Raw genomic sequence first — 8,923 nt, forward strand, 5'->3', positions numbered from 1 at the left:
CATTTCTTTAAAATTTGAACCTTATTCCCCATCTCTACTATATAAAGGTGCATAATAAATACCTTTAATTTTAAATGCACATACAGAATAGTAATAATCTCCATTTCCGTTATCAGCATATAAATCCGCTTGTGCTATTTTGTTTTGATTGTGGATAAATACCACTTCTTGCGTAGTAGATGTTTCCTCTCCACCATAGTAATTTAAAGCAGGTTTATTAAATCTTATATCAGTAATAACAGCTTCTAATTTAACATCTTTAAACTCTCCGTAAGCCATAGCACAGCAATCATAATCTGTCATTTCGATAGTTATGATAGACCCGTCATCTAGCTTTAAATGATCCTTGCTCCATTCAGTTATTCTTCTGCCTACAAGCCTATCAACCATTTCTTTTTTGTCTTTATACTCAAATTCTTCGTAACACATTTCTTCCTCCTTATCCCAAATACGCCCATTGCCTATACATAACAAACAAATATCTTGCTATCGCTATTAGTGTGAAGATATCTATCCACTTCTTAGCTTCTTTCTTTTCACATAAGCTCGCTATTCTTGATCCTGCTAAAAGAATCATAATCAAATTTATTGCCTTAATTGCACTTGGTGTCATCATATCCTCCATGCTTCCCAAAATACTTTGTAATTCTTTATCATCTGGCAGTTTTTGTATTTGCCATTGTCAAATACCGCTATCTTCTCATCTAGATATATAAGCTTTGTATCCTGCTTTTTATCAGACTTTCTATTATCCCCTTGGCTCACTTGTAATTTATAACTCTCTCCCAATTCTAAGTCTGGCCTCACTTTATTTTTTGGTATATCTGGTATCCTTTTAACGTGCATTTTTCTCCTCTTAATTTATACATATATTCATATTAAATCTTTATTTATTCAGCTTTTTCTATTTCAATCTCAACTCTAGGACATTCTTTGTCGTATTTGACCCTTGATCCATCATGGGAAACTACAATCTTGCAGTTGTCATCCTCGATAACTCCACAATCCGAAAGAATATCGCAAGTCGCAGCAAGTAAGTTTGTTAGGTCTACCCTGTGCTTGGTCTTTCTGTAGTACACGCATTTAAGGTTAATCGGGTAGTCTATTTTCTTCTTATACTTGCCCGTTATTTGCCTTCCGCAGTCTATTGCGTAGTCCTTGTATCTCTTGGACTGAGTCAAGAAAGGTTGCCCTGTCCTAGAGTTTTTGAAGATCTGCATTGAGTTTTTCTTAGTGGCTGGATTGCCATATAAAACTAATTTCATCAATCCTCCGCCTCACTTGCTGAGTTCTGTTCTCTTATCTCCTCAATTAATTCTAAAAAATTGTTAGCTATTACTTTATCTATATTTTTACAAGCCTTTTTCTTAAAAAAATTATTTTCCCAAGAATTTCCCATCTTGTAATCAGCTATCACAGTATCCATTTTGATTTTTTCAATATTGTTTATGTCCTTCATAACTCCTCACTTGCTTTAGAACGGAATTCTTCCATCGTCTTCTATTTCCTGGAAATCATCTTCAAAGAAATCGTCCGTATTTTGCCCTGTATTAAAATCGCCACCATCGTTGGTATAATTACTCCTGTTTTGTCCTCTCATCGCTCCTGCGTTATTCTGTGCGTTGTTTCGACTATCTAGGAACTCAACTCTATCTGCGATTATGTCAGTAGTGTAAACTGTCTTACCTGTTTCCCTATCTAGGTAGGATCCTGTCTGAACTCTTCCAATAACTGCACATTGACTGCCTTTACTTAGGTAAGTGCTTGTATTTTCTGCCATCTTGCCGAAGACCATAATCCTTGGGAAGTCAGCGGTAGGCTTACCCGCCGACTCCATTTCTTGCCTTTTATCTCTTGATAGTCCCTTATCTACAGCAAGTGTAAAGGTACATACCGCTTGTTGACTTTGTGTATATCTTAGTTCTGGGTCTCTGACTAAGCGACCGATTAGATTTACTGAGTTCACCTATTCCTCCTCGTCTAATATCTCTGCATCCATAACACCTTCTGACATCTCTGCTACCAGCTTAAAGTTAGCCATTAGGACTTTATTTGATAAGCTTGTGAATGATTTTTGAGCCCTTTCAGCCATTTCGACGTCTTCTTGGTCAAACATTCCTTTTTCCACATCCTCGCTCATTGCAAGAATAATAGCTGTTAGTACTGCCATTTCGTCATTAGTAAATTCAATTTTCATAGTTATCTCACATACTCCTTTTGATATTTTGCCATCATCTCTTTTAAGTTAGTTTTCCTTACCGCTATTTGTTGAGGAGTGGCTTCAATCTCGCCATCCTCCATCATCCCAATTATTGCTCTAAGTCTTTTTATATCTCTAAGTTTGGATCTGGCTCTTATGTCTTGATTTTCCATCACATCCCCATTTCTCTTTTGATTTCTTCAAACTGCTTTCTAGTAGACTCAGATATACCGCCTCCAGCATCACTCGTGTTTTCGTAGCTATTAGGCTTTCTAGCTGGTTTTTTGTCTGTGTAGTTGCCTTCTAGGACTTTTACAAAATTGTTAGGTCTTACAAACCAATCAAAAGTTATAGCAAAGTCATTTACATATCCTTGTAAAAACCTTGATTGTCTTATATTTTTTATTGCTTTGATTACATCATCAATCCCGTATTCATTTATTCTTGCAGTTAGCAGTTTATATCTCTTAGTGCCAGCATTTAAGGCAGTTACCTTTGGGATGTTATTATCTAGAGAGTTCCACAAACTAATTATTTGCTTGATTTGAGATGAGTTCATCGACTTTTTCTCAGTCTCTATATCTTTATCTCTATATCTATCTCTAATCTCTATATCTCTATCTCTTATATCTGTGTAACATTTTTGAACATTGTTACGCTTATCTGTAACATTGTTACGCTCATCGCTATTTAGAGTAGGGAGTTTCCTCTTGTTTTCAACGTCTATAGATTTTCTAGCTCTCATCTTTCGCATTCTAGTAGCTGCTTGTGTTTCTGAGCCTATCATCTCATCAATTTGATTCATGTAGAGTTCTCCAGTATCTAATCTTTCTACAAGACCGATATTTACAAAAAGCTCTAGGGCGACTCTAACTGTGTCTGTGTCAGTATTAGTCAGCCTTGCAAGAGATTTCACATCATAAGGCATAAGTCTTTGCCCAACATATCTTATAAGTCTGCCATCATCTGATAGGCTCTTTAGGAGCAGCTTTAAGTAGAAATTTACATAAGCCGCTCCGTTTTCTTGGTCTTCAATCCATTGGATTGTGTCATCATCGTAAAAGTCTTCTGGTAATTTCAACCAGTAATACCTTTTTTTATCACTCAAATAGACCTCCTATTCCTCAACTGGCACAAAGTCATCTCCGAAGAAGTCATCTTGTTTGCTGTCTTTCTTATCCTCAATTATTTCTCTAGTCTTTGGGTCAACATTATCTGGCACATCTTCTGCCACTACTTCATAGTCGACTTTGAATTCTCTATCCCCATCAGAGCCTTTGACGCTGTCTTTAAAGCTCGCATTGTCAAAAGTCATAGCTTGGGTTAGACCTTGAGACTCAATCGCTTTAGGAGCGTATTTTAGGACTTGTATTAAGCATGATTTCTTTGCCATGGAGTCGAAGTTGGTCTTCCATGGTCCACTGTGGTAACTTTTAGAGAATTTCTTTCCGTAGGTCTCTGCATCTTTTTTTGACATGTAGAAAACATCTTGCCCACCATCTTTGGTTTGATAAATGGCGTAGTAGCCTATAACTTCTCCACTATCGCCAGTTAGACAAGGTTTGTGGCTTATCTCTCCTGTCCCATAATTGATTGTGAAATCTTCATTCTCCCTCACTTCTCTTGCAGTAATTCTTTTAAATTGCCCCGTGTTGTAAGCAAGCTTTAAAAGTCCTTGATATCCAACTTGGAAGTTTACGGTATTTCCATAAGGAATTAGATAAGACTCGCCAAGTGGTGTGTTAAACTCTAGTCCTAATTGTGCTGAGTTCATAATTGCGGCAAGTAAGCTTTGCTGGGTACAATTAGCAAGCTTAGGATTAGAGCTTATAGCTGTCAAAGCAGTTCTTACGAACTTATCCACAGGTAAGTAGCTAGGTAGAGCATTTTGGATTTCTCCCTTCATACTCATCAGTAAGTCCCTTACTGTGTCTTGCTTGGTGTTCGCTGGTTTGTTTTGTGTGTTTTTCTTTAGTGCATTTTTTGCGTTAGTCATTTGCCGTCTCCTTTATAGAAAATCTCCTGTACTCTGATTGTCTTGTATATTCTTTGTATAAATTTGGCTCTTTTTCCTTAAATTTCTTACTGTCAAATCTGTTACTTACATAAGGCTTATATGATACAGATATGAAGTCATTAGACCCAAAGTTGTTATCCTTTAGCTGTAGTTTGATCTTCTGTTCAAACTCTTTATTGTCTGCTTCTAGGGTCTTTATAAGGTCTTTTCTCTCCTTGTAAGCCTCATAGTCTGTCTTATCTACTTCAAGGCTTACCTCTTCTTCTTGGCCGCCTTTAAATCTTTCTTTTAAAGCTTTATCGTATTCGCTTGTCCCGTCTGGTGCTGGAATCTCTCCTTTTAGCACGTAGTTTTCCCAAAAATCTATTTCTTGGGATTTTAACATCTCGATAACTTCTTCATCTCTTGGAATTTCTCTTATGATGAAATCAGTTGAGAATATCAAGCAAGCTATATAACATTTTTCAGCCCCTGTTACCATCATGTAGTGGTGGCATTGTAGTTCATAGTTTATTGGTATTGCTCCATCATCCCACTTGTTTTTTGCGTATGGGCTTGTAGTTTTACACTCTAGGATGGCGTTTTCTCCTACTACTTCCCTATCTATATCAGCTAGTAGATAAGGATGGTCTGTATCTACCATCATAAAATTATTTCGCCTTACTTTCTTGCCTGTAGCTTCTGTAAATCTTTTTGCTACATAGTCTTCAAGGTCTCGTCCCTGTCTTAAAATCTCATTGTCTATATCTTTTGTGACTTGACCCGTCTTTTCAAAATATAGCTGGGCTTTAGATTTCCATGGATTGAGTCCACAGGCGGCAGCTGCATCTGATCCACCTATTCCTTTTTTTCTAAGTTCAAGCCATTCTTCACGGGTAAGTGTTGAAACATTAGCGATTTTCTCCATTACATAAGCCCCTTATAGTATTGTTCTTTCAGAATTCTTTCGTCTTCTTTCTCTTCCTCATCTATCCTTCTAAGGTAAGCCTTATCGTCTTCATCTAGTTCGCCCTCTTCGATATCCTCGAATTCAATATCTTTTATCTTACAGTTTTCGGAAACTTGAAATCTTTCTTTCAAAGCCTCTTCTATATCCCCGTCGTAGCCTTCTTCTATAGCTTGTAGCGGGATATCTACTTCATCTTCTACATATAGGATCTTTGTAAATTTAACTTTCATAGCCTATTTGCTCCTCTTAGTAGCGTTTCTTTACCTTCAATTACAACTTCAATAATTTCTATCTTGTCTTCTCTGCTATCTTCACTAGTTTTAGTTTTTAGCCAATCTCTTAAATTCTTCAAATCCTCAATTTTTAGAGATTGTATGGCATCCGCAAATTCGCATCTTCTTTTAAAATTCATCTTTACTCCTTCTTAGCTATAAGGTATAATCCTTACATAGCTTATTTTATATGTCCCTTAGTATGTGCTAGGGGCTTTTTTATTGTCTTCATATACTCCAGCATCTTCTGGAAACATCTCTCTTATATATCCACAAATTTTCTTATGCTCTCTTTTTCTGCTTCTTAAATCAATCCCTTCTACTACTTTTAACTCTGGTCTTTTGTTTCTTCTGTTTGCTTTTTTGTTTTTTCTACTAAATAATTTCATTGTCATTTTCATCTCCTTATTTAAATAAATCTTTATTTCCTGCCAAACACTTTTCAAAGGCATTTTTATCTACTAAAAACACCCACTTGCCACTTTTCTGTTGATATCCTGTGGCAAAAGATAATTTGTTATTTCTTATAGCTTGCCTCATGGATTCCGCATCCCAACCCATACGATCGCTTGCTTCTGGTAGGCTTATAAGATAGTCACTTCTTGCCACTTATGTCCTCCTTAAACTCTTTCTATCATTGGTAAGTATCCATTTTTCTTAAGCTCTTCATATAGGAAAATTCTTCCTTTTTGAGTCCATTTAGTAAGTAGTTTTACATCTGTAGTTCCATCTTTTTTAGGGTATACATGAGTTTCTGAACTTGTATATCCTTTATCTTGAATATTTGCATATAGTAGCCATTGACCGCCCTGGTTGTATTGAATTTTTAACTCGTGGAGTAGTTTATTCATCTGTCGGGCACTCATTCCGTAGTCTTTAGCTATGGAGCTAACTTTTATTAGTGATTTGTTTTGTAGTATTTTATCTACATAATCAGCTTTAGGTTTTAACTCTCCTATGATTTGGTCTTTTTGCTTTCCTTCCAGTTTTAGCCTTTCGATACTTTTGTTTGCAATTATTATTGCCCTTGCCAAGATCTCTTCATCGCTCTCGCCTTTTTTAGTCACCATGTATCCGCCATCTCTTCTTATAGCAGGTAAGACCTCTGCGGTTACCCATCTTTTAAATTCTTTGGCTTTCTCCATTTTTGATGAAAAGATTAGGGAGTATAAACCTGATTCATTAATTACATACATTTTTCTTTTTTGACCTGACCCGCTAATTTGGCGGGTTAGCTTATCTTCAGAATCAACATGTTTTCTTAATGCACCATCAGTATCTTTGTATTCTAAAATCTCAGCTACATCTTTACCTACAAACCATGGCTCGCTATTTTCATCTACAATCGTTCTTATTTCTCCAAATTCTTCATTATTAAAAATTTTTAAATCTTTCATTATCCCTCCAACTTATATAGGTTTTAATTTTAAATTCACGACCTTATACACGTATTAATTGTATTTTTAGGTAAAAAAATATCATCAATACCAACCCCAAAATAATCAGCTATTTTCTTAGCGGTAGTAAGACTCATAGCTGAAGAATTTTCAGCTCTACTTATAGTCTGTTGAGTAAGCCCCACAGCCTCCGCCAATTCTTTCTGGCTAATATTCTTCATAGCCCTATATACTCTTATATTATTTCCTTTACTTTTATTATCTATTATAACACTCACCCCCTTCAAATCTCCCCTTTAGTGTATAATATAAGTAAAACACTAAGGAGAAAACAATGACAAACATTCCAACAACAATTTTATACTATGATAATCTAGAATTAGATGTTCCTAAAGTCTGCCCTCATTGCCACAAAGAGATGGTTCCTACAATAGTAACCAAATCTGAGATTGTAAAATCTTCTGGTCAAAAGGTATTTGCTGTACTACTCAGATGCCATATCTGCTCTAGCTTTTATGCTGCAGAGTATATATACAGCAATAAAAGTGGAAATATAAATCAAACTTTAGTTCCTTATCACTATTCGCCAACTGTGGACTTAGATATTCCTAATAATATAAAAGAAATATCTGAATACTTCGAAGATATCTACACTCAATCAGAATCTGCTTATCAGCTAGGTTTAAAGCAAATTGCAGGTATGGGTTATAGAAAATCTATCGAATTCTTAGTTAAGGACTTTTTAATATTTCTCAATCCAAAAGATACTGATAAAATTTTAAAATTAACTCTTGACAATGCTATTTCTAAAATAGATAATGAAAAACTTCAAAACCTAGCCAGGATGACTAATTACTTGGGCAACGACCAAACTCATATCAGAACCTTACATCCAACTAAAGACATTGATGACCTTAGAGATTTTCTAAAAAATCTAGTCCTTCTTATATCTTTTGAAATCAATTATCACGATGGATTAGACACTATCTTATCAAACTGATCAAGTGTATCAAGTTTGCCGACATACCTCCCGTTCGTAGTGTAAAACTCCTTTACCTCCCTTTGAAGCTCATCATAATCATTTTCTATATCATAAGTCACTTCTATAATAGAGGTGACTTTTATTCCTTTTGGAACAACCTCACTTCCTGTTCTTTTATCTAAATCATTTAATAAATTATTATCTTTCATATTTTCCTCTTAATCTTCGTATAATTGCCACCAGTTAACTTGAAAATATTCTCCAATCTTCTTAGCTTTATCAACTGGTAAATTTCTGCGTCCTGTTTCATAAGTGCTTATAGTTTTCTCACTCACTCCAATAGCCTTCCCCAACTCTTCTTGCGTAACTTTTTTCTTCAATCTTAATTGTGTTAATTTCTTCATACTATATCTTGTATCTCCTTTTTAATTTAACTACTATATGTAGTATAATAGTATTATATTTATGGAAAGGAGGTGAAACTATGAATCAAGACCTAGCTAAATACATCAACAAATGGATCAATTCTTCATTAGATAATAGTGCTAAATCTAATACACAACTATCTGGCGACTTGAAAGAAATTCAAAACAAACTTAGCAACTCGAGTTTAAATGAAGATGAAGCTAAAGCTATTTACGAATCAATTTATACAACTATAAAAGCTAGCGTAAATATTTCTATAATATCCACATTGGAAGTTCTTGAACAACACGGGATAAAATTATCATAATTCATATTTATCGAAAGAAGCATAAGGATGATACTCTTGCGTATTGTCCTTAGTTTCTTTTTTATCTATTTGTTGAATCTTGATGTTTCCATCGGCGTCAATAGTTACCCCGCTATTGTTTTTATTTTTAATAGATAAATTATCATCTTTTAGTTCCATTTTTATTTCAGACTCCTTATCATCTATCCTTAGACTACCAAGGTAAAAAGTTTCTCGAAAAATGGTGTTTACATTTTCTTTTAAAATATTTATCTTTTTGCTAGACTCATCTATAACTATAGATATATTTACATTTTCGTTACTTCCAATTAATGATATTTTTTTGTTTTCTTTACTCATCATTTCCCCTTTCTTGTTTTGCTAATTATATAAT

The 8,923-nt window shown here is 34.8% G+C and carries 22 protein-coding genes; 2 read left to right on the forward strand and 20 right to left on the reverse strand.

The genetic code is table 11. From position 1 onward, the window contains the following. Window positions 1-21 precede the first annotated feature (21 nt). The 17 genes from E0D87_RS01035 to E0D87_RS01105 are packed head-to-tail and all read right to left on the reverse strand — an operon-like array spanning window position 22 to window position 7,113. Complete coding sequence (locus tag E0D87_RS01035; RefSeq protein WP_130819010.1) at window positions 22-429, reverse strand: DUF7448 domain-containing protein; 408 nt, start codon at window positions 427-429, stop codon at window positions 22-24. Window positions 430-439: 10 nt separating this feature from the next. Continuing rightward, a complete protein-coding gene (locus E0D87_RS09060) occupies window positions 440-613 on the reverse strand; it encodes a hypothetical protein (RefSeq protein WP_165442716.1) in 174 nt (57 codons plus the stop codon). Beyond that, window positions 613-846 carry a hypothetical protein gene (locus E0D87_RS01040; protein ID WP_130819011.1) on the reverse strand — a complete coding sequence of 78 codons (234 nt, stop codon included), beginning with the start codon at window positions 844-846 and terminating at the stop codon, window positions 613-615. The genes E0D87_RS09060 and E0D87_RS01040 overlap by 1 nt, the downstream gene beginning before the upstream one ends. A gap of 44 nt (window positions 847-890) precedes the next feature. Beyond that, window positions 891-1,265 (reverse strand): RusA family crossover junction endodeoxyribonuclease, encoded by a 375-nt coding sequence (locus tag E0D87_RS01045; protein ID WP_130819012.1) that lies wholly within the window; start codon window positions 1,263-1,265, stop codon window positions 891-893. Then, entirely contained in the window at window positions 1,265-1,459 is a 195-nt protein-coding gene (locus E0D87_RS01050) for a hypothetical protein (RefSeq protein ID WP_130819013.1), read from the reverse strand. The genes E0D87_RS01045 and E0D87_RS01050 overlap by 1 nt, the downstream gene beginning before the upstream one ends. A gap of 15 nt (window positions 1,460-1,474) precedes the next feature. Beyond that, entirely contained in the window at window positions 1,475-1,966 is a 492-nt protein-coding gene (locus E0D87_RS01055; RefSeq protein WP_130819014.1) for a single-stranded DNA-binding protein, read from the reverse strand. Next, complete coding sequence (locus tag E0D87_RS01060) at window positions 1,967-2,197, reverse strand: hypothetical protein (RefSeq protein ID WP_130819015.1); 231 nt, start codon at window positions 2,195-2,197, stop codon at window positions 1,967-1,969. Between the two features lie 2 nt (window positions 2,198-2,199). Further along, complete coding sequence (locus E0D87_RS09065) at window positions 2,200-2,373, reverse strand: hypothetical protein (RefSeq protein WP_165442717.1); 174 nt, start codon at window positions 2,371-2,373, stop codon at window positions 2,200-2,202. Then, window positions 2,373-3,308: a phage replisome organizer N-terminal domain-containing protein gene (locus E0D87_RS01065; RefSeq protein WP_130819016.1), complete on the reverse strand. Its 936-nt coding sequence runs from the start codon at window positions 3,306-3,308 to the stop codon at window positions 2,373-2,375. The genes E0D87_RS09065 and E0D87_RS01065 overlap by 1 nt, the downstream gene beginning before the upstream one ends. Before the next feature lie 9 nt (window positions 3,309-3,317). Then, the gene (locus tag E0D87_RS01070; RefSeq protein ID WP_130819017.1) at window positions 3,318-4,196 is read right to left on the reverse strand and encodes a recombinase RecT; all 879 of its coding nucleotides are present in this window, start codon (window positions 4,194-4,196) and stop codon (window positions 3,318-3,320) included. After that, a complete protein-coding gene (locus tag E0D87_RS01075; protein WP_130819018.1) occupies window positions 4,189-5,124 on the reverse strand; it encodes a YqaJ viral recombinase family nuclease in 936 nt (311 codons plus the stop codon). Before E0D87_RS01075 ends, E0D87_RS01070 begins: the two co-directional genes overlap by 8 nt. Continuing rightward, a complete protein-coding gene (locus tag E0D87_RS01080) occupies window positions 5,124-5,396 on the reverse strand; it encodes a hypothetical protein (protein WP_130819019.1) in 273 nt (90 codons plus the stop codon). The genes E0D87_RS01075 and E0D87_RS01080 overlap by 1 nt, the downstream gene beginning before the upstream one ends. Continuing rightward, complete coding sequence (locus tag E0D87_RS01085) at window positions 5,393-5,578, reverse strand: hypothetical protein (protein WP_130819020.1); 186 nt, start codon at window positions 5,576-5,578, stop codon at window positions 5,393-5,395. The genes E0D87_RS01080 and E0D87_RS01085 overlap by 4 nt, the downstream gene beginning before the upstream one ends. Before the next feature lie 57 nt (window positions 5,579-5,635). Continuing rightward, on the reverse strand, window positions 5,636-5,833 hold the full coding sequence (locus E0D87_RS01090) for a hypothetical protein (protein WP_130819021.1): 198 nt from the start codon (window positions 5,831-5,833) through the stop codon (window positions 5,636-5,638). A 10-nt stretch (window positions 5,834-5,843) separates the two neighbouring features. Further along, window positions 5,844-6,047, reverse strand: coding sequence for a hypothetical protein (locus E0D87_RS01095; protein WP_130819022.1), 204 nt, complete (start codon window positions 6,045-6,047; stop codon window positions 5,844-5,846). An 11-nt stretch (window positions 6,048-6,058) separates the two neighbouring features. After that, complete coding sequence (locus E0D87_RS01100; RefSeq protein WP_130819023.1) at window positions 6,059-6,835, reverse strand: phage antirepressor; 777 nt, start codon at window positions 6,833-6,835, stop codon at window positions 6,059-6,061. A gap of 35 nt (window positions 6,836-6,870) precedes the next feature. Further along, on the reverse strand, window positions 6,871-7,113 hold the full coding sequence (locus tag E0D87_RS01105) for a helix-turn-helix transcriptional regulator (RefSeq protein WP_278044790.1): 243 nt from the start codon (window positions 7,111-7,113) through the stop codon (window positions 6,871-6,873). 56 nt (window positions 7,114-7,169) lie between these two features. Here E0D87_RS01105 and E0D87_RS01110 point away from each other — a divergent pair, with 56 nt between their 5' ends. Beyond that, window positions 7,170-7,835: a DUF4145 domain-containing protein gene (locus tag E0D87_RS01110; RefSeq protein ID WP_130819024.1), complete on the forward strand. Its 666-nt coding sequence runs from the start codon at window positions 7,170-7,172 to the stop codon at window positions 7,833-7,835. Here E0D87_RS01110 and E0D87_RS01115 read toward each other — a convergent pair. Both E0D87_RS01115 and E0D87_RS01120 read right to left on the reverse strand, forming a co-directional pair. Continuing rightward, window positions 7,802-8,026: a hypothetical protein gene (locus tag E0D87_RS01115; RefSeq protein WP_130819025.1), complete on the reverse strand. Its 225-nt coding sequence runs from the start codon at window positions 8,024-8,026 to the stop codon at window positions 7,802-7,804. The two genes, E0D87_RS01110 and E0D87_RS01115, sit on opposite strands and share 34 nt — an antisense overlap. A gap of 9 nt (window positions 8,027-8,035) precedes the next feature. Next, entirely contained in the window at window positions 8,036-8,221 is a 186-nt protein-coding gene (locus tag E0D87_RS01120; RefSeq protein WP_130819026.1) for a helix-turn-helix transcriptional regulator, read from the reverse strand. A gap of 80 nt (window positions 8,222-8,301) precedes the next feature. Here E0D87_RS01120 and E0D87_RS01125 point away from each other — a divergent pair, with 80 nt between their 5' ends. After that, a complete protein-coding gene (locus tag E0D87_RS01125; protein ID WP_130819027.1) occupies window positions 8,302-8,550 on the forward strand; it encodes a hypothetical protein in 249 nt (82 codons plus the stop codon). Here E0D87_RS01125 and E0D87_RS01130 read toward each other — a convergent pair. Next, complete coding sequence (locus E0D87_RS01130) at window positions 8,545-8,889, reverse strand: hypothetical protein (protein WP_130819028.1); 345 nt, start codon at window positions 8,887-8,889, stop codon at window positions 8,545-8,547. The two genes, E0D87_RS01125 and E0D87_RS01130, sit on opposite strands and share 6 nt — an antisense overlap. Between the last annotated feature and the right edge of the window lie 34 nt (window positions 8,890-8,923).

It is taken from the genome of Anaerococcus vaginimassiliensis, from assembly GCF_900626155.1.
In the GTDB taxonomy this organism is placed as follows: Bacteria; Bacillota; Clostridia; order Tissierellales; family Peptoniphilaceae; genus Anaerococcus; species Anaerococcus vaginimassiliensis.

What these genes read in the sequence shown, in the direction of transcription:
- E0D87_RS01035 (WP_130819010.1), bottom strand. Translation starts at nt 429, where the DNA reads ATGTGTTACGAAGAATTTGAGTATAAAGACAAAAAAGAAATGGTTGAT.
- E0D87_RS09060 (WP_165442716.1), bottom strand. Translation starts at nt 613, where the DNA reads ATGACACCAAGTGCAATTAAGGCAATAAATTTGATTATGATTCTTTTA.
- E0D87_RS01040 (WP_130819011.1), bottom strand. Translation starts at nt 846, where the DNA reads ATGCACGTTAAAAGGATACCAGATATACCAAAAAATAAAGTGAGGCCA.
- E0D87_RS01045 (WP_130819012.1), bottom strand. Translation starts at nt 1,265, where the DNA reads ATGAAATTAGTTTTATATGGCAATCCAGCCACTAAGAAAAACTCAATG.
- E0D87_RS01050 (WP_130819013.1), bottom strand. Translation starts at nt 1,459, where the DNA reads ATGAAGGACATAAACAATATTGAAAAAATCAAAATGGATACTGTGATA.
- E0D87_RS01060 (WP_130819015.1), bottom strand. Translation starts at nt 2,197, where the DNA reads ATGAAAATTGAATTTACTAATGACGAAATGGCAGTACTAACAGCTATT.
- E0D87_RS09065 (WP_165442717.1), bottom strand. Translation starts at nt 2,373, where the DNA reads ATGGAAAATCAAGACATAAGAGCCAGATCCAAACTTAGAGATATAAAA.
- E0D87_RS01070 (WP_130819017.1), bottom strand. Translation starts at nt 4,196, where the DNA reads ATGACTAACGCAAAAAATGCACTAAAGAAAAACACACAAAACAAACCA.
- E0D87_RS01075 (WP_130819018.1), bottom strand. Translation starts at nt 5,124, where the DNA reads ATGGAGAAAATCGCTAATGTTTCAACACTTACCCGTGAAGAATGGCTT.
- E0D87_RS01080 (WP_130819019.1), bottom strand. Translation starts at nt 5,396, where the DNA reads ATGAAAGTTAAATTTACAAAGATCCTATATGTAGAAGATGAAGTAGAT.
- E0D87_RS01085 (WP_130819020.1), bottom strand. Translation starts at nt 5,578, where the DNA reads ATGAATTTTAAAAGAAGATGCGAATTTGCGGATGCCATACAATCTCTA.
- E0D87_RS01090 (WP_130819021.1), bottom strand. Translation starts at nt 5,833, where the DNA reads ATGACAATGAAATTATTTAGTAGAAAAAACAAAAAAGCAAACAGAAGA.
- E0D87_RS01100 (WP_130819023.1), bottom strand. Translation starts at nt 6,835, where the DNA reads ATGAAAGATTTAAAAATTTTTAATAATGAAGAATTTGGAGAAATAAGA.
- E0D87_RS01110 (WP_130819024.1), top strand. Translation starts at nt 7,170, where the DNA reads ATGACAAACATTCCAACAACAATTTTATACTATGATAATCTAGAATTA.
- E0D87_RS01115 (WP_130819025.1), bottom strand. Translation starts at nt 8,026, where the DNA reads ATGAAAGATAATAATTTATTAAATGATTTAGATAAAAGAACAGGAAGT.
- E0D87_RS01120 (WP_130819026.1), bottom strand. Translation starts at nt 8,221, where the DNA reads ATGAAGAAATTAACACAATTAAGATTGAAGAAAAAAGTTACGCAAGAA.
- E0D87_RS01125 (WP_130819027.1), top strand. Translation starts at nt 8,302, where the DNA reads ATGAATCAAGACCTAGCTAAATACATCAACAAATGGATCAATTCTTCA.
- E0D87_RS01130 (WP_130819028.1), bottom strand. Translation starts at nt 8,889, where the DNA reads ATGAGTAAAGAAAACAAAAAAATATCATTAATTGGAAGTAACGAAAAT.